Genomic DNA, 23829 nt, shown 5'->3' on the forward strand with positions numbered 1-23829 from the left:
GGTTAATCGCTGTTAAATAAACGCTTATCCATTAACAGTAAAAAAAGGAATTTAAAAGGTAACGCCGTGGAACTACAAAATCTCTCTCGACCAGAATTAGCTATTGTATGTAAGCTTTTTGGAGCACTCTTTTACTACCCACCCAGAGATTTTAACCAATTCCCATTTGGAACTTACTTCGAGGAAGACGAAGTAGAAACACCGATTCAAGAAGTGAATCAGGTTTTGAACAGCTTTAAGTTTACCAATCAACAAGCGTTGCAAGAGGAACATGACCGCTTGTTCACCATGAATGATGATATGCCCGCTCCTCCTTGGTCTTCTATGTATCTGGATAGAGAATCGGTCCTATTTGGTCAAGCACATAAAAAATATTGTGACTTCATTGAACACTGCGGTTTAGGGCTGCGTGAAGATTCAACCGACCCTGAAGACCATATCGGCCTGATGCTGATCATTCTGGGTATGCTGATCGAAGACGAGCAAGAACAACACGTCAAAGAGATGTTGGGAGATTATCTTGTTACATGGTCTGGCTACTACTTTGCTAACCTGAAAAAGTGTTCGGCAGACAGCGTCTACTCAGAGCTTGCCGATCAAGTAAAACGTCTTCTAGAACTGCTTTGCACAAGTTATTCGGCTCAAGTGCAAATTAAGAATAACTACTTTCATCCGGTTAAGGATTAGTCATTTTTCTATGCAACAAATCTACTTAGCAGGTGGCTGCCTTTGGGGTGTTCAGGAATTCATCAAATATATCCCCGGAGTTATTGATACTGTAGCAGGCCGAGCCAATGGTGCCACTCACTCAACCAAGACCGAATATGATGGTTACGCAGAATGTGTTCGAGTTCAATTTGACGAAACCATCCTTTCTGTCGAACAGCTAGTTGAACATCTTTTTGAAATTATCGACCCATACAGTATTAATCAGCAAGGGCATGACGTAGGTTTAAAATACCGCACTGGTGTATACAGTGATGATCCTTCGCATTTAGATGCAGCAAATCAGTATATTGCCTCACGAAATGACGCAGAAAAGATAGTGGTGGAAGTGTTGCCATTGACCAACTTTGTTCCTAGCGACGAAGAGCATCAACATCGATTGACCCGAATTCAAGAAGACCACTACTTGTGTCATATCCCTTGGGATCTGCTGCATAAATACCGCACATAAATGCCACTAAAGATCAACTTTTTGCCTATTTGGTTAACGTGTCTTTCAACTGCCAACCGTGGCTAATTGGTTAGTCGTTCGCTTCCTAACAACCGCAAACTTTTACTTTATTTCTCCCCGTATTCTTCGCATGATACAGAGCTTCATCGGATTGTTTGATAGCGATTTCGAACTCGTTTTTTTTGAATGGCTTAGCGCAGATACCAAAACTCGCCGTCACTTGTTCGTTGATTGGCAACATATCAGCATTTTGTAGACTAACTCTTAGATTTTCAGCAACCATGCAAGCTTGTTCGATGGTGACGTTGGTTAACAAGACTAGAAACTCCTCACCACCCCAGCGAATAAGTAGGTCACTTTCACGAATATCAGATAGGCATTGACTAGCAGCCTCTAAAACTTCATCACCGATATGATGACCAAATCTATCGTTAATCGACTTAAATCGGTCAAGATCGATAAGAATAGAGACAAATTCCTGATTTCGAGTCTGCATGGTCAGCCATTGTTCAAGCATTAAGCGATTACCTACACCTGTAAGCTGATCTCTCGTTGCTATGTTTTCTAGCTCTTTTACCGCCAGTTCAAGAGCTTCCGTACGTTCTTGGACAATCTGCTCTAGTGTTTCGTTGTTTCTTTCCAGTTCTTTTGAAGTCTTTTCTAATTGTCGTTCGAAGCGTTTACTAAGAGTAATATCACTAAAACTCCCCACCATACGTATAGGATTGCCGTATTGATCAAACTCCACCACTCGGCCTCGATCATGCACCCATAGGACTTCACCATCGGCACGTACCATTCGGTGTTCACTATCGTACTGGACGCCCTCTTCCAAAGCCTTGCCAAGAGCCATCATCATTTGTTTTGCATCAGTAGGGTGAATAAATCTTTTTAGTATTGACATGTCGTGAACACGCATATTGCCTTTTAGTCCCAACATGTCACACCATTTGCTATTGTGATGAACTTTGTTATTTACAATGTTCCAATCCCAAATACCCACGTTAGACGCTTCCATAGCAAAGTTATAACGTTTTTCACTTTCTTCAACCGCTTGATACGCATTTTTTAGCTCAGTAATGTCATGTGCAACGATCAATAATAGTTTGCTTCCATTCGGAGCGAGTATTGGTTTTTTAACAGATTGGTAATACCGAATTTCACCCGTTTCGGCGTTGGTAGACATTTCGATGGTAGTCGTTGTTTGACCTGATTCCAGAACTTCACGAGCACTTTTTATATAAGACAAAATTTGCTCAACGTTTTCATTAAAGTCAGCGTCCGTTTTTCCTACCATTTGCTCTGGTGTTGACCCATACAAACTTGCTAAAGCCTTATTGCAGAGTAAAAATTGCCCTTCCCAGTTTTTTATACAAATGACATCCGGCGACTCATCGATCACCGTTCTAAACAGATTATATCCAGACATCGACACCATGAGCGCTGGTTGTTCACCGATGTTTGACTTAGGACCTCGAGCCCCACAATGACTGCACTCCAACGCATGCTTATGATCAGCAAATTTTTTCACTTGCAAGCTATCACACTTGCAATGTGGACATTGGTCTTTGTTTGAATGAATTAAAGTGCTAAATACCATGGCCTACCAAGGACATCTTCATTGAATTACTGAGTATATTAACAGGTCAATCATTAGCAATATGTCGGGATTGCGTTTAGTGGAATGTAGGAAAAAGGCGATCCATTCTAATACGTGAAAATATCGAAAACATATTAGCAGATTGATTGGTTCAATCTTTCATTTACTAACGGCGCAGCTAGTGCTTGAATCAATTCAACCGACTTCACAAGAGTTCAAACTTCATCACATTTATAACATCTCATTTCGTTGGAATATTACATCATTGTTAGATTATTTTTGTCGCGCAAACAGGACATAAGTGACGCACAAAGAACAACCTTTATACAAATTAGCCCTCCTAAAGGCCAGTGTATTACAGTGTTTCGGCGTAAATATTTATAGATTAGATTAAATTGTTGTTAAAAATATTATTAAAATTGTGTAACATTCAATCCTGTTTTGGTTGTTTACTTACTACGGAAACATCCAAAAACGGGAGTTTTTCTACAGACAGTGCTCAATCCTAAAATACAACTAAAACTTTGAGCGAAAAGTGTCGGTAGCTGTAGAAAACTAAAGTGAGTTAAACACTTGTAATGTTTGCGATTTAGAGAGATTTAGCCCCAAAATGAGTAACGTAACTGGTCACAAAGGATTCAGCCAGCTTAGTTCTAATGCTGCAGAGAAAATGGTCGATGTGGTTTTAATCGGTGGTGGTATCATGAGCGCAACGCTCGGTACTTTAATCCAACAATTAGAACCTAATTGGACTATTAATATGTTTGAGCGACTCGATAAAGTCGCAGAAGAAAGCTCCAATGGATGGAATAATGCTGGAACTGGCCATTCATCTTTAGCTGAATCAAACTACACACCACAGTCTGCCGATGGCGAAGTAACCATGGGTAAAGCGATAGAAATCTACGAACAATTTCAACTTTCCCGTCAGTTCTGGGCTTATTTAGTTGAACAAGGTTTCATCAGCGATCCAAGTACCTTTATCAACAGTGTTCCCCACATGAGTTTTGTCACGGGTGAGAATAACGTCGATTTCCTTCGTAAACGTTACCAAACTCTTCGTAGTTCACCACTGTTCGATGGTATGGCCTACTCTGAAGATAAAGAGCAAATTAAGTCTTGGGCTCCTCTGCTTATGCAAGACCGAGACGACAATCAGCCTATTGCAGCAACACGTTCACGCTTTGGGACAGATGTTAATTTTGGTGCGCTGACTCATCACATGGTTGATATTTTAAGCCAAAATGAAAACTTCACCTTAAGCACGAAACATGAAGTAAAAAGCCTGAACCGACAGTCTGACGGTACATGGAAAATCAGTGTTAAGAATTTAGACTCCAACAGCATTCGCACTGTACACACCAAATATGTCTTCATTGGAGCGGGCGGTGCTTCACTCACTCTTTTACAAAAATCTGGTATCCCTGAATCTCGCCAGTATGGTGGTTTCCCTGTGGGCGGACAGTTCCTTGTCACTGAGAACCCAGAAATCGTAAAACAACATCGTGCAAAAGTGTACGGAAAAGCGGCTGTAGGCGCGCCACCAATGTCGGTTCCGCACATGGATACTCGTTTTATTGATGGAAAAGAGGTCGTACTATTTGGTCCCTTTGCTAGCTTCTCTAGTAAATTTCTAAAAGAAGGTTCACTGCTTGATCTGTTCGGTTCTGTAACGCCCTCAAATTTGCTTCCAATGACTCAGGTTGGTCTAAAAAGCTTCGATTTGATCAAGTATCTGGTTGGTGAATTGCTTCAAAGCAATGAAGATCGAATGAAAGCACTGAGAGAGTTCTTCCCTACTGCTAAATCAAAAGATTGGTCTTTATGGCAAGCTGGCCAACGTGTACAAATCATCAAAAAAGTCGCGGGCAAAGGTGGCGAACTGCATCTTGGTTCTGAACTTGTTCACGCAGCGGATGGCAGCTTGACCGCACTTCTTGGTGCTTCTCCCGGAGCATCTGTGTCAGCCGCTGTAATGCTGGAGTTATTGCAACGTTGTTTTGCCGAACAAATGGCAACGGAAAAATGGCAGCAAAAGATCAAACAGATGATTCCTTCTTACGGTATCACTTTGAATGAGCATCCTGAGCTAAACCAAGAGATTCTGCTCAACACCAGCAAAGTGCTCAAACTTACTCAAGACCTTGTTGAAGTGCGTTCAATCAAAGAAGAGATTGAAGAAACAGTTCAACCCACTTTCGCAACCACAGCTTAAGTGTATTAACCGTCAGTAAAGTTAACTAACTATTCTTATGTGTTAGCTTTACTGACATTATCATTTCCCCGCCTACCGAACCTTCTTGTTACATTGTAACTTAAAAGTAACTTCAAACTGTGCTGAGTAGAGTTTAAGTTTAGTGTTTACTACATTGATTACGCCACTGAGTTGGCGACAATCCTGTCCAATCTCTAAAATGACGACTGAACACAGATGCTTCAGCATATCCTAGTTGAAGCGCAATATCGGTAATACTTTGAGCATGATCAGCCAGTGATTTTTCTGCTACTCGTTGCCTCACTTTCTGCAAAATTTTCCGATAACTTGAGCCATAGTTTTTCAAGCGGGATTGCAAAACTCTCGGCTGTAAATCTAGTGCTTTAGCTACGGCTTCAACACTGCACTCACCTGTTGCGAGTAAACGAGAAATAAGTTCTGAAGCCTGATCATACAAGTTATTAGGATAACGTTTGTTTAAGTACTGAAGATGTTTTTCGAAATGACGCTCCAACAATTGGGGATCTTGATGAACTTTTGAGGTCAACTGGCTTGGTCTCAGCAATATTCCATTAAATGGCTCGTCAAAGAGTATTTGCGGTAATTCCGCATTTGGATTTATTGCCCTATCGGGAACTCGCGATTGAGTTAAGTGGAGAGTGAACCGACTCACATCACTATTGAGTATACTAGCAACAAAATTGGCAAGCTGAGCCACACTCAGTTGTATGACCTGTTCTTTACCTATCTCATTCTCTACATCAATGTTCAATGAGACCTGAACCCAACCATTGATTTCTTTGAGCTCTAGAGATACGCCAGATGAGTGTAAGTAGAGGTAGTCATTTACCTGTGAAAATAACTCTCCTACCGTTTTCGCTCTCAACAGCAACATAGGAATATCGCCCAGACTTTGTAAACTTTGCCTTTGTCCAAGCATCACGCCAAAAAGAGGTTGATTACATTGTAACGCAGCTATTTCCATGAGATCCGCTAACCGTGAGTAGGCAATGTACGTATCGGGGTCACGAAACTGAGTCGCAGACAGACCTACTCGGTTCAATATATCTATTGGGTTTTGGTTTAGATCATGAACCAATCTGTCAAACTTGTCTGCTGCACCACTTCTAACGATATACATATTCCAACTCAGTAATGTTAACCAAATGTGAATGCAATATATCAAAAAACCTTCGTGAAAAATCAAGTGAACAGAAATTTCATGATGTAGATTACGAAAACGTTAACATTTCATTAACAGGAGTAAGTGCAATGGATCTTTTCAACAAAGTCGCCATCGTTACGGGTGCAGCTGGTGGTATTGGTAAATCTATTATTAATCAGTTACTTGAAAAAGGCGTTAAAGTGCTTGCAGTCGATTTGACGGAGAAATCCCTTGATATCTATCAAGGATTTGACGAACAACAACTGCAAACTTTCGCTGCTGATGTCACAGACTTCAACCAAGTAGAAGCCGCAGTGAAAGCCGCTTCGACACTATTTGGCTCATTGGACATCATGATTAATAACGCTGGTATTGGTATGGCTAAACCACTACTAGAACACGATCCTATCCGTGATTTCGAGCCAACGACAAAAGTTAACCAAAATGGCGTGTACTACGGAATTTTGGCTGCTGCACGTCAATTTAAATCGCAAGGATCTAAAGGTGTCATTCTCAACACATCATCGGTCTATGCACAAATGGCTTCTGAAATGACGTTCACTTACAACGTCAGTAAAGCGGCCGTTGATATGATGACCAAATGTGCGGCGCTTGAACTTGCTCCACTTGGTATTCGTGTGGTCGCAATCGCTCCGGGGCGCGTGGACACACCGATGCTCCGTCAGTATGAAGCTCTGGGACTTTGGGAACACATTAGCAAAGAACAGATGCGTCAAACATTCACTCAACCTGAAGAGATCGCTAATGTGGTGACTTTCTTAGTCAGCGACCAAGCAAATTGTATAAACGGTTGTACTGTTAGTGCATCTGATGGTTTCGAAAACTTCAAATACCCTCTTTTGGGATAAGAAATTAATAAAAACAAGGAAGAGAACAATGTCATTACCAGAAGTGATTCTACATCAAGATTTTCTACTCACACTAAACTCAAACGAAGAAAACATCGTCAAAGATGCATTACCCGGTGTTGATGTATATCCACTGTTTTTAGATCCTGAGAACGGCACATGGGTTGTGCGTGCTAAGTTCGCACCGGGTATCACGCTGCCAACACATTATCACACCGGCGTTGTACATTTTTATACATTAAGTGGGGCTTGGCACTACGTTGAATATCCAGATCAAGTTCAAACCGCAGGTAGCTACCTGTACGAACCAGGCGGTTCTATCCATACTTTCCACTGCCCTAAAGACTCTGGTGGTGCTGACGGATTTATGGTGATCTCAGGTGCAAACATCAACTTCGACCAAGACGGAAATTTTGTAAACATAATGGATGCGAGTTGGATTGAACAAGTAATTATTGCCGCAGCAAAAGCCCAAGGCATTAATACCCGTTACATTAAACCAGGAGCAATTGCTCAACTTAGCGATCAATAATTCGCTAGCGATGTTTCAAATACAAAGCACCAATTTCAACGTTTGGTGCTTTTTTTTGTTACTCGCTATCTTTTAGAGACTTAGTGTACACATGGGTTGTCTTACTTCTATCAAAACCAACTTTGGGATAGAACAGATGAGATTCCACTCTTTCAACATTAGATCTCACAACCATTGTTTGTAATCCTTGTTCCATAGCCCAGTTTTGTGCCGCCTTCACTAAGGCATGTGCAATACCAAGACATCGATATTGTTTACCGACGACCAAACCCGTGATTTCTGCTTTAGTGCCAGACTCAAGAAACATTCGTTTCTCAACCACCAGCCAACCGCACACATGGTTATCTGATACTGCTATATAAACACAATGCAAAGGCGAATCACCCAATTGAGTTAACCAGGTTTCTGTATCTTTTGCATTGGCCTTATAGCCCAACTCTTGCGTCAAAATTGCAATCTGGCTGGCATATCTAGAGCTCGCTATCGTGATATCAAATTTCATAACGTCCCTTGCAACATTCGGATTCTGGTTCGGAATAGAAAATAAAATGACAGTATTGGATCATCATCACAATCAATTTCAGCCGCAAGTGAAAGCTGACGAGATCTACTTTATCAAGCAAGATTGCCACTAATTTGAGTGTCAATGCATCACAAATCCATTTATTTCAAAATAACTAAATTTGCTGAGTTGGTGGTAATTGGCAAATAAAGAAACCCAACACCTTATTCACTGGGGAACGTTACGTTGGGTTTGGCTTTTGAGTGTATGTGAGCAGGAAGTAATTAGATAATGCACTCTTTAACAGAGCTAGCCTTACCGACACCCTTTTCAATGATAGCTAACATTTGATCGTTCTTTACCGAAGAGACAATCTTATCGAGTAGATTCTCCGCCGTCTCCTCGGAGGAAACTTCAACTAAGCAGTAATATGAGTTGGAAATCTGCTCTGTGACAATGCGGATTGCCTCTTGGTCTCCCAGCTCAGTTTTCATAAGCGTATCGATCGATTGAGTAAACTCTTTTGCTCTTTGCGCAGCATCTCCGAAAACCTCAAGATTCAGGCTATTGAGATCGATTGACTGAACTTGCAGTTGCAAAGTATCCACGGCTTTATTTGCGGCCGCTTGAGCTTGGTCGATGACCTTACTCGCGTCATCACAACCAACCAAAGCAAAAATCACAGCCAACGTCATTACCGATTTTTTCATTTTTAGCCTCTGAGGAATAATTGACGCATTGATACTAAACCAAGGTCAAAAGTCAGTGAACTAAAATACCGTAACAAAATACGAGAACAAAACCGAACCGTCATGCATTCTCCCGCAACTTCCTCTATATAAGCCACTTAAACGACTTTACTAAAAACTTATCGGTATTTTCTTTGACGATTTCACCATGAGCCATGACCAAAATCTTAGTCTCCCAACTTAGTAACTTATCGAGATGTTTCCGCGCATCTTGCTTGCCAAACATGAAACTTAAACGCCAATCCAGCGGTGTTTTACCATTAGGAGCAAGAATACCAACTCCTCTTGCAACCACTCTTTGCCAATAGTTAAAGTCATGCCCTGAAAAGTTTTCAACCAAGTCTGTTACGATTAAAGTCCCTGATACTTTGTGGTAAAACACACATTCTTCCATCAAGGGAGAACCTGAAAACAACTCTTGATCGATATCTTCTTGCCAGGCCCAACGTTGCTGGCTATTCAAAGAGCCATGGAAATGAATGTCACTGCGTTTTTTAATCACTTCATCTGTTCCATATACTTGTACATCTGGATAAGACGAAATCCATTCAGATAAGAACAAATGGTGTAAATGATTTGGGGCAATTAAGAATTTCACACTGCCAAGTGCTTCTATTTGAACTTTAATTGTTTCAGACAGTTTTATTGGGCTATGTATCCAAAGATCACCGTTGGACAGACGAACAACCGTCATACGAGTGGAATAAGGCAGACCGAAGAATGGCACTGGGTCACCGTTAAATATCCAAATTTCATTAGCTAACTTTTCCATACTCCTCCAATAACACAAAGTCACCGCAAATGAGGATCAAGCTAGATAGCTAAACACGGTGATTGTGTTTTTATCTATAACACCAGACATCAGTATTGGTGTCGGAAGCTCCAAAAGAGCGAATATTATGCATTTAGTTGCTTTACCTTAAACTATTTTAAGATAAAGCTAAACTATCGCTTGGTGACAACAGTCTTTATTGAGACAATCCATGCTGTCACTTCCATATTAACGGACAACTATGAAACTATTAGTACGCAACCTTGCTCGAACAACGACTGAACAAGACATTCGTAAACTATTCTCAGAACACGGAACGGTCACTGAATGCACTCTCGTTTTAGATCAAGAAACGGGTATCTCTAAAGGCTTTGCTTTCGTCGAAATGCCAGACGCTTCAGAAGCTAAAGTTGCGATTGCAGCACTAAATCTTACCAACGTTGCTAAAAGTAAGATTCGAGTCAAAACGGCTCAATAAAACGAATTATCAAGCCAGCCGAAACGCTGGTTTTTTATTGTCTAAAACTTGTTTGTTTGAGCACTACAAAGTTTATTGTTCGATCGAAATACGATTGATGACAGAAAACTACCCTCACGCATATTTGCGAAGAACATTCCTTAATACTAGTTACACAGCCCTGACAGAATCTTGTGCTTATTGATTTCGATATATTCTATATCTCGCAGGTAAGATTGAAGGTGGCCTTGATCAATATTCTCTGAAAACTGTTGGTTACCTTTGTTTGCTTCCCGACGCATAAAGTTAACAAGGGCGTTTAGCCGTTTAATCATAAAATCGGGAATTTGTTTTTTCTGATCATAGGAAGTTCCATAGCTATCGCAGAACAGCTTTGCTCTTGATATTTGCTCTTCTAGCGTTCCGAGCTTGTCGTCACTGTTGGTCTTAAAAGGCGCCCAGCAATAGAGCGAATACGCGAGATCCCACACTCTGGGCGCTGGGTGTGCTGTGTCGAAATCAAAAACGCCAGTTACTAAATTGTCCGATAGCGCGACATTATAGGGGGCGAAGTCACCATGACATATGACCTCGTAGGGTTCCAGAGGGGGCAACATCCAAGTAAAGCTCGATATATTCTCCTGCTGCACAAATCCGACTGAAGCATCGTGAATTTTTCGCAGTAACTTAGCGGCGGATACCAGAGCTTCCGTGCTCGCAATAGCCTTCGTTAATGGATAGTTGTACGTGTCACCAGCTACAAATCTCAACATCTCTTGGTCACCATCGATACCAATAAACTTAGGTGACTCAATTAAACCAGCTGCTTGTAGATGACTGAGGAGGTTATGTATTGTTGAGCTCCAAGGCTGAAGTGGACGATATACAGTATCACCCACTCGATATATTGACTCTCGTCCACCTGTCAGTTCTTGCGCGTCTTGCACGGTATCTCCTTCATCGATATAGCAACTATTCCCTATTGGAGTTCCCTATTAGAAATGCTGGTCAATCAAATATCACTTCTTGAAAATGAGGATTCTCTATAGTGACTTTCAACTTAAAGATTGAATCTAATACCACTAAAAGATCACTGTCTTGAGTGAACAATTTTATACATTCTTCGCCTAGACTGTTTTTCGCTGTATCCAGCGCTTTGCCAGAAACAACTTCGCCTGATTTTAACGTTATTTCAATCGGATACTTAAACAAACACACTATTTCTATGTAGTCGTAGTTACCACAGCTAATCATACATGCACCCTATTAATTGAGACGATAAATTCACTCTTACAAAACTAGACTACCAAGTTAGCGTAATTACTTCATTCACTTCCAAGATTTCAACATTTGCTCGTTAAAGAAAGAAAAATGTCGTCACTATTATCGGCCTCATTTGACCATCGAAAAAGCGACAAATAGAGGCATAACGTCTTATGCTGCGCTTCGTTTAATGAACACGTTAGCTCATGGTTTTTTGAATATTAGCTAATCTATTTTTTATTAGGGGGATGTATGAAGAAAACTGTGAGTGATAGATAAGAATAAGAAGGCTGGTTAGCTTAACAAGGTCGGAGATAAGGAACCTTGAAAGTTTTCTTGGGCGGACGAATTAATCGCTAACCAGCCGTATTTTTAAAATAACATTTGAACCTGTCGTTAAGCTGACAGATACCAAATTAACTCATCATCCATAAAGGAATATTTGAGCGCATCAATAGCTTTTGTGTTACACCGCCAAATACTTTCTGATGTATTTTTTGGTGAGCAAAAGCGCCTGAAACAATAACATCGGCATTAAGTTCAGAAGCAACTTCCAACAACTGAGAGCCAGTATTTCTACTTTTATGAGTGAATGTAATGCACTCAACCTCAATATCATGACGAGCCAGATAACGCGCTAAGTCGACTTGAGTGGGTTGCTTTGGTAAATATTTCTCACTTGTCACAACCACGACTTGCTTGGCTTTCTTCAATAAAGGCAGCGCACTATTCACTGCATTTGCACCGGGTTTATCACCATTCCAAGCAATCATTATTGTTTCTGGATTAAAGTCTGTTTGCTTACGGGGCATAACCAGAATTGGTTTGCCTCCATGATTGACCGCCGCCTCAAAACTTACACTGGTTTGACCGTTTAGCGATTGAGGAATAATAATCAAATCTGATACTTTCCCCCACACCGCAACGATTTCACCTCTGTATCCAAATATGTCGTGCCATCTGGCACTAGACTTGTTCGAACCTGCTACTTCATCTTCAATCTTGAGTAGTGAGCATAAGCGTTCGAAACTTTTTTTTGCTTGTGCCATGTCATCATGAACGTAATCGCGAACGAGTTTATCAATCTGATCGTAAAATTTTCTTGTTACTAACAACTTTTCGCTGGGCATAAGCTTCTCTGTGCCCACTTGTGCATGTAAAACATCCAAATGAGCATCAAAGAATCGGGCGACATTCAATGCCCCCTCTAGGCGCTGCTCACCATCTTCCTTTGAAGCAAATGGCATAATAATTGATTTTACTGACATTTTGCTCTCCTTACCCTAACGGCCATGGTAGCGAAACAGTTTCTTGTAGTAAGCCCGAAGGCAAATCAAGCATCATAAGATGAGTAAGTCCAAGCAGAAATCCCGAAGCAGCAGTTGTCACCGTCAATGACCGCCACAGACTCATCCCAGCCTTATTCATTAAGAACGCACAGAAAAACAGAGAAATAGCGATAATGTAACCAACTAAATAGCTACCTAAGATAAGTGCTGCAATCCAGTATACGTAGTGCATAATCGACGCAGTATTACTGTCGTATGCGTACCCCTGTGCATATTCATTGTCGTAGCAAACCGCAGAATCATCTGGGCGAGTAAGAAGCTGTACCACAACAATTGCAGACAGTAGCCACATAACACTGGCAACAAAGATGGGGAAAATGCCGCCTAAGAAGCTATGCTGGTAACCGTCATAAATTCCATACGCGAAGACAATATTAACCAAGACAGCAAACAGCACTTGAGGATTACGGGTAGGTGCTTTATATGTTTTCTCCGTTTTGCCGACTGTATCGGTATCTGCTGACTTTTCCTTTTTCATATTCTGGCGAATCATGAATACGAGTGACAAGATAGTAATTGCTCCGATTATCATCACTCCGGGACGAAGCAAAAAGCCTACGCCGTCAAACTGAACTGCTTGGTATAAATAAGTTTCCATTCCTGATGCGAGTACAAAGCCGATGAGAAAAGCAGGTCGAGGCCAGTCAAATCTTTTCATTAATACACCAAGAACACCGATAGCCAACAACGTTACTAAATCCGCCAAGTCACGAGTCGCTTGGAATGCTGCAAAGCAAATAACCATCACCATGAAAGGCGCTAACAATGCGTATCGAACAGTGGTGAGTCTCGCTACCCAAGGGGAAATAAGCATACATGCTGCCGCACCGAAGATGTTAGCTAACGCAAGCGACCAAACAATCGTATAAGTAATGTGCAGATCATTACCCACCATCGCAGGACCTGGCTCTAACCCAACTAGCACCATTCCTCCAAGGAATACCGCCATACTACCTGAACCGGGAATGCCAAATAGCAGCGTTGGCACTAAGCCGCCACCCTCTTTGGCATTATTGGATGACTCTGGTGCAAGAACACCTCTTACATCACCATGGCCAAAATTAGGATTATCTTTCGTGGTTTGAACAGCGTGCCCATAGGCAATCCAGTCGACAACACTTCCGCCTAAACCAGGCAATGCACCAATGATACAGCCGATCACACTACAGCGTAATGCGAGCCATTTGTTTTCAAAGAAATCCTTGATCCCTGTGAGCCAGCCTGATCCCAATTTACTGGCATTCGCTATCGGTTTGTTTTGACGTAACAAGTCAATGATCTCGGGCAGAGCAAAAATACCAAGGCCTACAACAACCAAAGGTATTCCATCCATCAAATAGAAGTTATCAAAAGTCATTCGGTATTCACCAGTAGCAGGAGCACTACCGACACTTCCTAACAGAATTCCAAGCCCACATGCAGACAGACCTTTGACCAAACTTTTTCCTGCCAATGAGCCAACCATGGTTAATCCAAGCAGTGTTAGCATAAACAGCTCGCCGGAGCCAAATGCAAGAATCACCGGTCGCGCGATGAGAACAAAACCAGTTAGGACAACGGCACCAAATAAACCGCCAAATAACGAAGCAGTAAATGCAGCAGAAAGTGCACGTGCTGCTTGTCCGTTTTTAGCCATTGGGAAACCGTCTAGCACAGTCGCTTGCGACCCACTAGAGCCGGGTATCCCCATCAATACTGAAGTAAAAGTGTCTGAAGTTGGGATAACCGCAACTAGGCCGACTAGCATTGCTAAAGCAGACACGGGGTCCATCCCATACAAGAATGGTAGCAATAAAGATAAACCGGCTATTCCTCCCAGTCCTGGGAAGATACCTATTGCTAAACCCAGCATTACACCACCAAGCATATAGGTGAGGTGGTGTAATGTTAAAATTGTCTGCAAAGCGGTAAGTAATTCACTAAACATCCTTGAATCCTTTTATATTCACATTGCGCTAAGGTGAATCTGAGCATCGCACTGCTTATTTTATCAGTGCGATGTTAGATATTATTTTGTGTTGTACGGTGAGAACATCAGCATTAAAGGTTGGTGTTGTATTTATCTTTCAACCACTTAGCAACCCACTTTTTGCTCTCTTCGTCCAGAGAAAGGATGGCATCAACCGCTTGATCTGCTTCAATTCCGGTAAGCTGTTTATAGTTACCTAGAACCTCTTCAGCTCGATCTAGAAAAGCGGGATCTTCTACAAGTTTGGTCATTGAGTCGCGCCAAGCTAGCTGGATATCTTCTGGTGTTGATTTTGGTAGGAAGAACACTTTTTGAGCAACGAAACCAGCCACAAAGAACGAACGCCAAACTTTGAATCCTTGTGAGGTTTCTATGTCGCCTTTTGCAAGTTGATATACTTCACCAAAATGAGGAATATCTGGGAAATTTGGATCGCGTTGTAACTTACCTTTCTCATCAATCACACCGAAACTAAACAAAGGAACAGCCTTGCCTTCTTCAACAAGTGGTAGCACCTTTTTCAGGTAAGCAGAGCTTGTTTGAGAATCGAGATTCACTTCACCTCTTTCAAACGCAAGTCTACCTGCGCCACGTCCTTTCATACCAAAAACAGCTTGTACATCGGCACCAATTAGGTCGAGGGCTAAAAGTGGAACTAGATCAATGGTTGTTGCCCCTTGGCTTGCATACTTAAATTGAAGTTTGTCTAGATTTTGGACGAACTGTTCAGCATTTTTAATCCCCTCTTTAGAAGAGATATAAACGACTCCACCCGTTGGCGTTGCCAGTACCGCTTTCCAATCGTTATAGTCATATTTAACACGGCGATCATTGAGTAAATAGGTATAGTGAGTTGAAGCAGAGCTGGCCAAAATGTCCAAACCGTTATCTTGTGCGCGGCGTGCGAACTGGTTTGCGCCTTTGGTTGAGCCACCACCAGGTATGTTTTTAATCATAACAACAGGCTCGCCAGGAAGAGACTGTGTCATGTAAGGGCCGAAGAAGCGTGCCCAAGTGTCCGTACCACCGCCTTCCTTATAAGGTACGGTCATTTCAATTCGTTCGCCTTCAAAACTCACCGGTTTTGCATTCACTTGTGATGTTACACAGAAGGTTGTTAAGGCAGCGAATGTGATATGGCGGCTGACTTGTAACATGGTTTTGTTAAATTTATGGTTAAGCAGCATAGCGCCTCCTAAAACTCTTTTGGCAGTATTAAATGTCAATCGCGTCATTGCGATGTGTATACCGTAAGAATCCAAACTGTCACCAAACTGACATACGCACTCGCCATTAACATTTTTGCTACATAGATCTCAAGTTACCCTAGGTTGATAAGATGCAACTTGCATACTCTAAGCAACGTAAACATCCCCTTTGAATAGTGGTCTTGCCGTTCTGACCAACGCCGCTTGAGCAATAACAGGCTCAAACTCCCCTTCAAACAAAGTGATTTTTACATCAATTTTTCCGCTTGGATGTTCAATGACTACCGTAGACGATGGATCTTTGGCTTGCTGATGAGTAACTGTTCCTTCAATCAAACTTGCCGCGCCAACACAGATAGCGCCAGTAACAGCATGGCTTGCATGACAGTTATGTGGGACCAGATAACGAGAAGTGATGCTACCGACACCATGAGGAGGAGAAACAATCGATACTTTTGGGATAACACTGCCGCTAACATCCCCTAAACCCATTTTTTCACCGGCTATGATACGAATTGATTCAATCGTTTTGAGCAGTTCGGCGTTGCTGTCGATCTCTAGTTTGGTTTCGTTACCAATCAAACCAAGCGCACTAGCTGGGATATGAACCATAGGGACAGCGGCATCGATACAAGTTACTTCAATGCCGTTAATGATTTCTTTAACAGAGCCGGTTGGGAATAATTTACCCGTTTTAGATCCACCAACATTTAAAAAATTGAGTAACACTGGAGAACCGGTACCAGGCACTCCATCAATTGAAGTGGTACCATCAATTTTGAGTTTCTTATTGGGCGTTTCTGCTGTTACTTCAATAATAGTATTGGTATTGATATTTTTAACGCGAATCGTCGTCGAACCTTCATTCAGTTCAACCAAGCCTTTTTCTGAAGCGAACGCGATAACACCTGAGAGTATGTTTCCGCAGGACGGTTTGGTATCAACGGTTTTATTTTCAACTCCTACCTGAGCAAAGAGATAGTCGATTTCAGCGTCACTGGATTGGGATGGCGAAATGATCGCAACTTTACTGGTTAAGGTTGTACCACCACCTATACCGTTGATTTGCTGTATATCGCCAGAACCCATAATTTTGATCAGCAATTGATCTCTAGCTTCTGGTGATTGAGGAAGGTCACTTGCGAGAAAATAGGCACCTTTTGAAGTACCGCCGCGGATAAGCATGCAAGGAATATATTGAGATTGTGTCATTTTTAGCTCCTTTACCATTATTTCCACTTTCAAGTCCCAAAAGTGGTGGTATCAAGCTACAAAATGAACCTGTCAAATCACTGACTCGTCATACAGCAAAATCACTTAACGTAATGTCAGTCATAGTTTTTCAGCGCGTTCTCCCATTCGGTAGTCACTATCTGACGCTTACTTTTGTCTGTAAATACCAGCAGACGAACATCTAATGGCATAGGTTTCAGCTCTTCAGCATATTGTTCCCGCATATAGGAAGCAGAATTGACGATATTAATATCAGAACGTATCGATGGCATATTCGTTTGTTCAGCCATCACCCACTGACCAGAAGAAGAAAGCAGATAATCAATGAATCTTTTTGCTTCGAGTTCGTTCTCAGTCGTCTTATTAATCAGTGCGGTTCGAATGATCACGGGGGTGTAATCCTTCATAGTCGCGATGGTGACGTTATCGTTCAGCTTTTGCCAACTGCGTGCATAAGAACCCAGGATGTTATAGGCCATAGAAATCTCACCTCTGCTTAGCGCATCCAACATCGCTCGTGAGCTACCGAATGTGCGTGCATTATGGTAGTTGAACAGCTCTAAAAACTGCCCATAGTTACGCGCTTGTTGACGTTCAAAAGCCCACAACAAATACCCAATGCCTACAGTGCGAATATCGTAGAGACCAATTTTCCCCATAAGCTCATCACTATGACGTCGAATAAACGACAACAATTCAATACGATTAGAAGGAACTTGTTTCCCCTCAAGAAACGAACGATTAAACACAATAACCGCAGGTTCAAAACTAAAGCCAAAAAGTTCATCCCGCCATTGGCTCCATTCGGGTAAAGCACGAGGATAACTTTCGCCACTTTTAATCTCTCTTTTGTGTTCGAGAGAATAACCATCGTTTACTAAGCCAATCTGTAAGTGCATGACAGAACTAATAGTGATATCGGGCTGTGGTTCTTTCTGCTCACGTATGTAATTGTCGAGAACTTCACTACTCATCCAACGATATTCAATCTCTATGTTGGGGTTACGCATAGAGAAATCGTCAAGCAAGGGTTGCATCTCCTCCTGATAAGCAGCACCAAAGATGCGGAGCGTTTTAGGTGAATCACTGATCGCGAAGGCATTCGAAACGCCTAACAGAAACACTATAGATAAACATACTGAGCGAAATTTACTCATTGAATTTCCTCCCATTTCCGGTATGGAAATTGTATTTCGACAGTTAATCCTTGTGGATCAGTGTCTCGCAACATTAATCGAGCGTGATATTTTTCAGCTACATCAGCGGCAATGCTCATTCCTAAGCCAGTACCCGAGTGCGTATTTTCAGATGTTCGATAAAACCGCTTAAATACATGTGGTTTATCTTTATCTCTAATTCCGATACCAAAGTCTCTTATCAAGATAATGGCTTTGGTTCCTCGTAAAGCGACTTCAACTTCTACGACACTATCATCAGGCGAATACTTAATCGCATTTTCTATTAAGTTGGATAACATTTGTTTCAACGCAAATTCATCCCCTTTAATTTGATACTGTCCGCTTTGCTGGAAGCTTAGACTGATATTCCTTTTTAGCGCATTGATAGCAAGCTCTCTGCATACAGACTGTGCAAGTTTGTTAATGTTGATGTTCGTGGGTTCTATGCTACGAAAACGGTGTTTGATAGTAGCATGATTCAAAAGTTGTTCGATTGTGCGTTCTAAAATACCGCAAGCTTCCAAAACGCGTTTTAACGATTGAGCCGTCTGAGGAGAACTGTCCCTGCTCAATATCAGTTCAACCTGTGACCTCATTCCCGCAAGCGGTGTCTTCAACTGATGCGCCGCTTCACTGGTAAAATTTTTCAAGTTAACTAAGGTTTCATCCAACTGAAACATGAAGCTATTTATCGTTTTGACCAGATGCATCACTTCTTCTGGCCCCTCCACTTCTATTGGCGTCAGGTCAATGTTTGAACGCTGGGAAATTTTTCTATTGATACTTTTAATTGGCTTCAAGACCTGGATGATCAAAATAATAATGACGATAACAGTACAGATTACGACTCCAATAATGAGCTGAATTGCCGCACTCGACAATTGTTGCTCCCATTCCTTCCTGGCTTCTGTCGTTTGTCCAACCAACACATAGACATGATGCGGCCCCTGTCTGGTATTAATAACACGGCCAACCAAGGAAAAACGCACATGCTGTTGTTTAAACTTTAAATCAAAGAAATGAGGAACTACTTCCAATCTCAGAGGATTCGAATCGATTTGCGAGGTAACAACATCTTCGTTCAGTAAGGACTCGTATCCGGTCACATATTCTTTTTGCTTGGTCGTTATCAAATAAAAAACTTTGTCTCGCGGTGAATCAGCAAGCCCACTAAATGCGGAAAATGGCAAATCAACACTCAACTCATCACCTTCAAGTCTCACTTCTTCCAGAATTTGTAGTGCGGTGTTTGCCAGAGGGCTATCAAAGATCAATTGAGCCGTTTCATACGCATAACGCTTTACCGCCAACATTGAAATCAAACCGATAAACAGCAATGCGCTTGCGGAATACGCAAAGAGTTGGAAGCGTAGTGAGCGTGTAGAAATAGATAGTTGGAACATTATGATTGCACAGCCAGCACATACCCCAAACCACGCAGAGTTTTAATCTCTACATTGCTGCTAGCCAAAGCTTTGCGTAATCGTCCGACATAAGTTTCAATGGCATTGTGATTGGGAGGATTGTCATAACCGTATAAATGGTCGATGATTTCTTCTTTACTCAACACTCGGTTTGGGTGGCTAATGAACACTTCGAGTAAACGATACTCTCGCTGTTTCAGTTTTATACTTTCTCCGTTCACCAGCACTGTTGCAGTTGCAGAATCAAAACTTAGGTTCCCTAGTTCGATGACATTGTGGTCGTTACCTTGACTTCGGCGGACGATACTACGGCAGCGAGCCTCTAGCTCTCCCAGGTCAAAGGGTTTACTTAAAAAATCATCAGCCCCGAGATCAAGTAAATTGATGCGATCATGGATCTCTTTTCGAGCAGTCAGTATCAAAATTGGGGTGTTTGAGCGTTGCCGAATTTTTTTGGTAATTTCTTCACCAGAGCGATTAGGGAGATTTAAATCTAAAATAATTAAATCGTATTGAGTATGGCAGACGAGTGAATACGCAACAGCCCCATCATAAGCGCAGTCTACGCCATGTCCGAGATCGTGAAAACGTTGCTCAAGAGATTCACTTATTAATCGATCATCCTCTACAATCAAAATTCTCATTAGCTTGATAACATCCTTGAAAATCAATTTGCGAAGTTAGCGCACCGCCAACCTGCAAAATATCCAAACGCCTAACCTGTCACTTTCTATACCGAGTGCATGGTTCGGACTAACGTTACACCAATCAACGCTTGTTAAAATACTTTTGTTAAATTATTTCTAATACTAGTCACAGTTATGAATATTTTGTCAAAAAACAGATCACTAAGTCAGCGAAATGACAGGTTTGCGACACCCTAATTTTAGAACATTTACCAAGAATGGGATGCAAACAGACTGGTTGGGAAATTGCCGTCAGAACTGTATAAAAAAGAGGTGTTATTTCAGTGAAATAACGCCTCTTTAAGTTGCAGTTGAAATCATCTAGACAAGATGAGCTTTGATATAAGAAAAATACTTAAACAGTCTGGCTGCAAAGGTGTTCATCAGTGCTGCAAACACAATCAGCGCTATTCCGACTACCTGATGTTTGGTAAAACTTTCATCAAAAAACAGAACCTGCCAAATCATCGTAAACAACAAATTGGTGAAAATAAGTGGCGCAAGCTGAGAGCTGCTTTCCACCAGCTTGTACGCTTTCGAACGTAAAATTTGATTCCCTACCACGGTGACGGAAAGACCCAATAAACATACCCATACAAATACGTTATTTTGAGGCTCAAGCAACATCTGAGTATCAAAATCGGATAACCCAAAGATAAACGCTAAAGGAAGTACACTTACGGCGGCGATAAGAAATGTCCAACTGTTTAACACTGAAGCTTTAACCTCTCCCTTGCTGGCGCGAAACAAACTCACTTGAGAACCAGCGTTAAATAAGCCAGCCCCTAAACCAATGAGTAGCTCTGGTCTAAATTGAATGCCAGACACGTCCCCAGCCAACATTAAAACCCCAGCGAAAGTGGCAACTAAGCCAAACTTGGTTTCAACCTTGATTTTCACTTTAAAAATCAGCTTTTCCAAAACGGCGATAAATATAGGGCCAGTAGCAAACAACACGCTTGTCTCGACAAGTGACAGAGTGTTTAGTGACGCGATAAAGCAAAGTTGACATGCCGCTATACACAGGCCCCGAATGATCAATGCTTTAATGACCGAGCGAGGTGGTAAAGGTAATCTGGAAACCCCCACGATGGCAAAAAGCAATAATGCAGGCATAAAGAATCGTAGAAATGTTAGAAGTTCAATCCCCATCATTTCGGTAAGTTTTTTTAATACAAGCCCAGTTAACGACATACTGAATGTTGAAATGAGCATATAAGGTACAGCGCGATTTTTTAACAACATAATCTTCCCCTATTGACCGGCTCATAGTAGAGCAATGACAACAAAGAAAAAAACGAATATATTTAAACAAACCTGTTAGATAAACTTACATATGAATAGACGACCACCACTCAAATCTCTTTACGCATTTGTCGCTGTCGCTGAGACAGGTAGCATGACTGAAGCGGCTAATTTACTTAGCGTAAGCCATTCTGCAATCAGCCAAGCTGTTAAAAATCTTGAATCATTGATTGGCCAGCCACTGTTTCAGAGAATTGGCAGACAGGTTCAGCTTAATGCCATAGGTCAGAGGTACTACAATGACGTAGCTCCTGCGTTAAAAGCGATTATTGCTGCAACGGAGTCGGTCACCCAGCAGCCTCAGTCAAACCGAATTACGGTGAATATGGTCAACTCACTCGCCATGCACTGGTGGGTTCCAAGAGTGGGTGATTTACAGCAATATGCTCCCAACATCGATATCCGCCTTTCCAACTTAATTGGCTCATTTGATTTAAACCAAGAAGGTGTTGATGTCGCGATCATCCATGGTAAAAATGATGAATGGCAAGATTACTATTGTGAAAAGCTCGGTGACGATGAATTGCTGTTGGTATGCAGCCCTGAATTACTGGATTCGTTTGAAGCAAGCCCCTCCGCAGCTGATCTTCTAGCACGTTACCCAGCCATTTATGCTGAAAACCTGCGCAGAAAAATGGACTGGAGCGTTTGGTGTGAAGGAAATTCCCTTCCCGTACCAAAGCAAAATAAAAACCTTAACTTCATCGCTTCCATTCATGCAGTACAAGCAGCGATTCGAAAGCTAGGCATTTTGGTCACTCATCGCTTATTCGTTCGTGATGATATTAAACACGGTATGCTGGTTGAAGTAGGTACACCTGTTAACAACCCACATCAGGAATTTTTCTTCGTTTGTAGACCAGAAAAGCTGCGTAACGAAAATGTCGTCACCCTGAAATCTTGGTTACAAAAAGAGTTTACTGAAACGCCCAACAGACAGTGAGCCAACATCATTAGCTCACCTTATAAATACTTCGAATAGTGTTCAGTTTCTGGCAAATCATTTAAAACACCAATGTCTTTTTTGAGATGTTTGCTCAACGCTACAGCATCATTATTCCGTTTTGTTTTTTCCTTTTTAAGCCATCTATATATAAAGGATACATCGATAACCACTCTTCTTATTTTTGCGATTAACAGCATAATTTCACCTTGCTTCCGTTCGAGATAGAGATATTATCTGAGCAATACACAAGAGTCGCGAACAACGATTTCTTACACTTACTATTAGTACAGGTTATGGATAAACGATTACGTCATCTCTCTTCTCTTCGCTATTTCGAATCAGCGGCAAGATTGAAAAGCTATAGTAAAGCTGCTGAAGAACATTTCGTTACTCAAGCGGCAATTAGCCAAAAATTGCGACAACTGGAAGAAGAATTAAAGTGCAAATTATTTATTCGGCGAGGTCGAGAAATGCATCTGACCGACAAAGGACAGATACTGCATAAACACATCGATGACGGATTTAAGCAGATCATTACCGGATTAAATCGAATTCAAAATGAACCACTTGAAGGACTGCTCAATGTCAGCGCACCTCGCTCCTTTTCTACACGTTGGCTAATGCCTAGGTTATGGAAATTCACCATGGAATTTCCGCACATTCCAATTCGTGTACAAAACATCAAAGATATTGATATTCGTCATACTGAAACCGATGTACTGATCTGGCAAGGCGAAGAAAATGTCCAACATTTGGAGTTGGAACAAGAAACGTTGTTTGAGGAAGCCATCTACCCTTACTGTTCACCCGAACTCGCTCAATCGATAAAATTTGAAAGCCCCGAGCAATTACTAAAATGTTGGTTGATTGATTTCCATTCGGCATCATTCAGTTGGGATCACTGGTTCGCCACAGCACAAGTCAATGCGAGAAGAGAAAGCCTACAATGGATGGAAGTCGGAACCTTTGATATGGCAATTAACGCAGTTATTGCAGGACATGGGGCTTGTCTCGCCACTGAAAGTATTTCTGCTGATTTTGTCGAACGCGGATTATTAGTAAAACCGTTTGATATTGGTTTAACGCCGGGGATTCGTTATTCACTGATAAGCGATCCGTCTTCTTCGAGAGCGTTAAGAGTTGAAGCATTTAAATCGTGGTTGAAAAACGAGCTATCGGCCAAATAGATATTCAAGCCATCACTGGAGAAGAGAAAATAATCTGCCAGTG

At 41.7% G+C, this 23829-nt stretch carries 24 protein-coding genes; 8 read left to right on the top strand and 16 right to left on the bottom strand.

The genetic code is table 11. The features are described from left to right. The first annotated feature begins 66 nt into the window (after positions 1–66). Positions 67–687: a molecular chaperone TorD family protein gene (locus HUO09_RS12975; protein WP_167412304.1), complete on the top strand. Its 621-nt coding sequence runs from the start codon at positions 67–69 to the stop codon at positions 685–687. A gap of 10 nt (positions 688–697) precedes the next feature. Continuing rightward, the gene (locus HUO09_RS12980) at positions 698–1177 is read left to right on the top strand and encodes a peptide-methionine (S)-S-oxide reductase (RefSeq protein ID WP_188234234.1); all 480 of its coding nucleotides are present in this window, start codon (positions 698–700) and stop codon (positions 1175–1177) included. Between the two features lie 85 nt (positions 1178–1262). Here the strand turns inward: HUO09_RS12980 and HUO09_RS12985 are convergent, their stop codons facing one another. Next, the gene (locus HUO09_RS12985; RefSeq protein WP_373563700.1) at positions 1263–2708 is read right to left on the bottom strand and encodes a diguanylate cyclase; all 1446 of its coding nucleotides are present in this window, start codon (positions 2706–2708) and stop codon (positions 1263–1265) included. A 679-nt stretch (positions 2709–3387) separates the two neighbouring features. Between HUO09_RS12985 and mqo the strand changes: the two genes are divergently transcribed. Beyond that, positions 3388–4992, top strand: coding sequence for a malate dehydrogenase (quinone) (gene mqo, locus HUO09_RS12990; RefSeq protein WP_188234236.1), 1605 nt, complete (start codon positions 3388–3390; stop codon positions 4990–4992). 139 nt (positions 4993–5131) lie between these two features. Here the strand turns inward: mqo and HUO09_RS12995 are convergent, their stop codons facing one another. Continuing rightward, the gene (locus tag HUO09_RS12995; protein ID WP_188234237.1) at positions 5132–6133 is read right to left on the bottom strand and encodes an AraC family transcriptional regulator; all 1002 of its coding nucleotides are present in this window, start codon (positions 6131–6133) and stop codon (positions 5132–5134) included. Between the two features lie 131 nt (positions 6134–6264). Here HUO09_RS12995 and HUO09_RS13000 point away from each other — a divergent pair, with 131 nt between their 5' ends. Both HUO09_RS13000 and HUO09_RS13005 read left to right on the top strand, forming a co-directional pair. Next, on the top strand, positions 6265–7026 hold the full coding sequence (locus HUO09_RS13000) for an SDR family NAD(P)-dependent oxidoreductase (protein WP_188234238.1): 762 nt from the start codon (positions 6265–6267) through the stop codon (positions 7024–7026). Between the two features lie 28 nt (positions 7027–7054). Next, complete coding sequence (locus tag HUO09_RS13005; RefSeq protein ID WP_188234239.1) at positions 7055–7558, top strand: 2,4'-dihydroxyacetophenone dioxygenase family protein; 504 nt, start codon at positions 7055–7057, stop codon at positions 7556–7558. Between the two features lie 58 nt (positions 7559–7616). On the opposite strand, the gene HUO09_RS13010 is transcribed toward HUO09_RS13005, so the two are convergent. The 3 genes from HUO09_RS13010 to HUO09_RS13020 all read right to left on the bottom strand — a co-directional run bounded on the left by HUO09_RS13010 (position 7617) and on the right by HUO09_RS13020 (position 9581). Next, positions 7617–8060 carry a GNAT family N-acetyltransferase gene (locus HUO09_RS13010; protein ID WP_188234240.1) on the bottom strand — a complete coding sequence of 148 codons (444 nt, stop codon included), beginning with the start codon at positions 8058–8060 and terminating at the stop codon, positions 7617–7619. Between the two features lie 284 nt (positions 8061–8344). Next, positions 8345–8770: a hypothetical protein gene (locus HUO09_RS13015; protein WP_188234241.1), complete on the bottom strand. Its 426-nt coding sequence runs from the start codon at positions 8768–8770 to the stop codon at positions 8345–8347. Between the two features lie 124 nt (positions 8771–8894). Then, entirely contained in the window at positions 8895–9581 is a 687-nt protein-coding gene (locus tag HUO09_RS13020) for a DUF4336 domain-containing protein (RefSeq protein ID WP_188234242.1), read from the bottom strand. Positions 9582–9822: 241 nt separating this feature from the next. On the opposite strand from HUO09_RS13020, the gene HUO09_RS13025 reads away from it, so the two are divergent. Then, positions 9823–10059 (top strand): RNA-binding protein, encoded by a 237-nt coding sequence (locus HUO09_RS13025; protein WP_167412314.1) that lies wholly within the window; start codon positions 9823–9825, stop codon positions 10057–10059. A gap of 146 nt (positions 10060–10205) precedes the next feature. Here the strand turns inward: HUO09_RS13025 and HUO09_RS13030 are convergent, their stop codons facing one another. The 10 genes from HUO09_RS13030 to HUO09_RS13075 all read right to left on the bottom strand — a co-directional run bounded on the left by HUO09_RS13030 (position 10206) and on the right by HUO09_RS13075 (position 21593). Continuing rightward, entirely contained in the window at positions 10206–10985 is a 780-nt protein-coding gene (locus HUO09_RS13030; protein WP_188234243.1) for an aminoglycoside phosphotransferase family protein, read from the bottom strand. Positions 10986–11046: 61 nt separating this feature from the next. Continuing rightward, positions 11047–11292, bottom strand: a complete 246-nt coding sequence (locus HUO09_RS13035; protein WP_167412316.1) for a Rho-binding antiterminator — start codon at positions 11290–11292, stop codon at positions 11047–11049. Between the two features lie 425 nt (positions 11293–11717). Continuing rightward, positions 11718–12569, bottom strand: coding sequence for a universal stress protein (locus tag HUO09_RS13040; protein WP_188234244.1), 852 nt, complete (start codon positions 12567–12569; stop codon positions 11718–11720). Between the two features lie 10 nt (positions 12570–12579). After that, a complete protein-coding gene (locus tag HUO09_RS13045; RefSeq protein WP_188234245.1) occupies positions 12580–14577 on the bottom strand; it encodes a tripartite tricarboxylate transporter permease in 1998 nt (665 codons plus the stop codon). Positions 14578–14690: 113 nt separating this feature from the next. Next, complete coding sequence (locus HUO09_RS13050) at positions 14691–15806, bottom strand: tripartite tricarboxylate transporter substrate binding protein (protein ID WP_188234246.1); 1116 nt, start codon at positions 15804–15806, stop codon at positions 14691–14693. Between the two features lie 168 nt (positions 15807–15974). Next, on the bottom strand, positions 15975–17039 hold the full coding sequence (locus tag HUO09_RS13055) for a 4-oxalomesaconate tautomerase (protein WP_188234247.1): 1065 nt from the start codon (positions 17037–17039) through the stop codon (positions 15975–15977). Positions 17040–17155: 116 nt separating this feature from the next. Further along, positions 17156–18217, bottom strand: a complete 1062-nt coding sequence (locus HUO09_RS13060; RefSeq protein WP_188234248.1) for an ABC transporter substrate-binding protein — start codon at positions 18215–18217, stop codon at positions 17156–17158. Continuing rightward, positions 18214–19641, bottom strand: coding sequence for a sensor histidine kinase (locus tag HUO09_RS13065; RefSeq protein WP_188234249.1), 1428 nt, complete (start codon positions 19639–19641; stop codon positions 18214–18216). The genes HUO09_RS13060 and HUO09_RS13065 overlap by 4 nt, the downstream gene beginning before the upstream one ends. Further along, positions 19641–20306 carry a response regulator transcription factor gene (locus tag HUO09_RS13070; protein ID WP_167412872.1) on the bottom strand — a complete coding sequence of 222 codons (666 nt, stop codon included), beginning with the start codon at positions 20304–20306 and terminating at the stop codon, positions 19641–19643. Before HUO09_RS13070 ends, HUO09_RS13065 begins: the two co-directional genes overlap by 1 nt. Before the next feature lie 363 nt (positions 20307–20669). After that, positions 20670–21593, bottom strand: a complete 924-nt coding sequence (locus HUO09_RS13075; RefSeq protein WP_223159438.1) for a DMT family transporter — start codon at positions 21591–21593, stop codon at positions 20670–20672. A gap of 91 nt (positions 21594–21684) precedes the next feature. On the opposite strand from HUO09_RS13075, the gene HUO09_RS13080 reads away from it, so the two are divergent. Further along, positions 21685–22596: a LysR substrate-binding domain-containing protein gene (locus tag HUO09_RS13080; RefSeq protein ID WP_167412873.1), complete on the top strand. Its 912-nt coding sequence runs from the start codon at positions 21685–21687 to the stop codon at positions 22594–22596. Between the two features lie 20 nt (positions 22597–22616). On the opposite strand, the gene HUO09_RS13085 is transcribed toward HUO09_RS13080, so the two are convergent. Continuing rightward, positions 22617–22796, bottom strand: coding sequence for a hypothetical protein (locus tag HUO09_RS13085; RefSeq protein WP_188234250.1), 180 nt, complete (start codon positions 22794–22796; stop codon positions 22617–22619). 96 nt (positions 22797–22892) lie between these two features. On the opposite strand from HUO09_RS13085, the gene HUO09_RS13090 reads away from it, so the two are divergent. After that, complete coding sequence (locus HUO09_RS13090) at positions 22893–23786, top strand: LysR substrate-binding domain-containing protein (RefSeq protein WP_167412875.1); 894 nt, start codon at positions 22893–22895, stop codon at positions 23784–23786. Positions 23787–23829: the final 43 nt, after the last annotated feature.

It is taken from the genome of Vibrio sp. Y2-5 (assembly GCF_014596725.1).
Lineage (GTDB): Bacteria > Pseudomonadota > Gammaproteobacteria > Enterobacterales > Vibrionaceae > Vibrio.

Excerpts from the sequence above, each read along its gene's own strand:
- HUO09_RS12980 (WP_188234234.1), top strand. The coding sequence starts at position 698 with ATGCAACAAATCTACTTAGCAGGTGGCTGCCTTTGGGGTGTTCAGGAA.
- mqo (WP_188234236.1), top strand. The coding sequence starts at position 3,388 with ATGAGTAACGTAACTGGTCACAAAGGATTCAGCCAGCTTAGTTCTAAT.
- HUO09_RS12995 (WP_188234237.1), bottom strand. The coding sequence starts at position 6,133 with ATGTATATCGTTAGAAGTGGTGCAGCAGACAAGTTTGACAGATTGGTT.
- HUO09_RS13000 (WP_188234238.1), top strand. The coding sequence starts at position 6,265 with ATGGATCTTTTCAACAAAGTCGCCATCGTTACGGGTGCAGCTGGTGGT.
- HUO09_RS13005 (WP_188234239.1), top strand. The coding sequence starts at position 7,055 with ATGTCATTACCAGAAGTGATTCTACATCAAGATTTTCTACTCACACTA.
- HUO09_RS13010 (WP_188234240.1), bottom strand. The coding sequence starts at position 8,060 with ATGAAATTTGATATCACGATAGCGAGCTCTAGATATGCCAGCCAGATT.
- HUO09_RS13015 (WP_188234241.1), bottom strand. The coding sequence starts at position 8,770 with ATGAAAAAATCGGTAATGACGTTGGCTGTGATTTTTGCTTTGGTTGGT.
- HUO09_RS13020 (WP_188234242.1), bottom strand. The coding sequence starts at position 9,581 with ATGGAAAAGTTAGCTAATGAAATTTGGATATTTAACGGTGACCCAGTG.
- HUO09_RS13025 (WP_167412314.1), top strand. The coding sequence starts at position 9,823 with ATGAAACTATTAGTACGCAACCTTGCTCGAACAACGACTGAACAAGAC.
- HUO09_RS13035 (WP_167412316.1), bottom strand. The coding sequence starts at position 11,292 with ATGATTAGCTGTGGTAACTACGACTACATAGAAATAGTGTGTTTGTTT.
- HUO09_RS13040 (WP_188234244.1), bottom strand. The coding sequence starts at position 12,569 with ATGTCAGTAAAATCAATTATTATGCCATTTGCTTCAAAGGAAGATGGT.
- HUO09_RS13045 (WP_188234245.1), bottom strand. The coding sequence starts at position 14,577 with ATGTTTAGTGAATTACTTACCGCTTTGCAGACAATTTTAACATTACAC.
- HUO09_RS13050 (WP_188234246.1), bottom strand. The coding sequence starts at position 15,806 with ATGCTGCTTAACCATAAATTTAACAAAACCATGTTACAAGTCAGCCGC.
- HUO09_RS13055 (WP_188234247.1), bottom strand. The coding sequence starts at position 17,039 with ATGACACAATCTCAATATATTCCTTGCATGCTTATCCGCGGCGGTACT.
- HUO09_RS13060 (WP_188234248.1), bottom strand. The coding sequence starts at position 18,217 with ATGAGTAAATTTCGCTCAGTATGTTTATCTATAGTGTTTCTGTTAGGC.
- HUO09_RS13065 (WP_188234249.1), bottom strand. The coding sequence starts at position 19,641 with ATGTTCCAACTATCTATTTCTACACGCTCACTACGCTTCCAACTCTTT.
- HUO09_RS13070 (WP_167412872.1), bottom strand. The coding sequence starts at position 20,306 with ATGAGAATTTTGATTGTAGAGGATGATCGATTAATAAGTGAATCTCTT.
- HUO09_RS13075 (WP_223159438.1), bottom strand. The coding sequence starts at position 21,593 with ATGTTGTTAAAAAATCGCGCTGTACCTTATATGCTCATTTCAACATTC.
- HUO09_RS13080 (WP_167412873.1), top strand. The coding sequence starts at position 21,685 with ATGAATAGACGACCACCACTCAAATCTCTTTACGCATTTGTCGCTGTC.
- HUO09_RS13085 (WP_188234250.1), bottom strand. The coding sequence starts at position 22,796 with ATGCTGTTAATCGCAAAAATAAGAAGAGTGGTTATCGATGTATCCTTT.
- HUO09_RS13090 (WP_167412875.1), top strand. The coding sequence starts at position 22,893 with ATGGATAAACGATTACGTCATCTCTCTTCTCTTCGCTATTTCGAATCA.